This is a genomic window from Salinimicrobium oceani (assembly GCF_012037645.1).
Map to the genome: position 1 here is coordinate 1 of NZ_JAAVJR010001437.1, position 309 is coordinate 309.

Annotated in this window: 1 protein-coding gene; it reads left to right on the plus strand. The window is 46.6% G+C overall.

Annotated features, from left to right (window positions below):
* On the plus strand, positions 1–309 hold a 309-nt coding region (locus HC175_RS22540), incomplete at both ends, for a S66 peptidase family protein (protein ID WP_168140039.1).

Below are 309 nucleotides of genomic sequence, written 5' to 3' on the forward strand. Positions count from 1 at the left end.
CTATGAATCCGAACCTTACGAGATTGCGGTGGAGTCTATGGAAGCCATGGGTCTTAAGGTGAAACTGGGAGAACATGTGCGAACCCGTCACGGTCACCTGGCAGGAACCGACGAACAACGTGCTGCGGAATTCAACGAGATGTGGAGAGATCCCGATGTTGACGCCATAATTTGTCTTAGAGGCGGATCTGGTGCCGCAAGGATCCTGCCATTGCTGGATTACGAAATGATTGAGAAAAATCCAAAGATATTTATTGGTTACAGCGATATCACTGCAATACACCTGGCAATTTATAAAAAAACAGGACT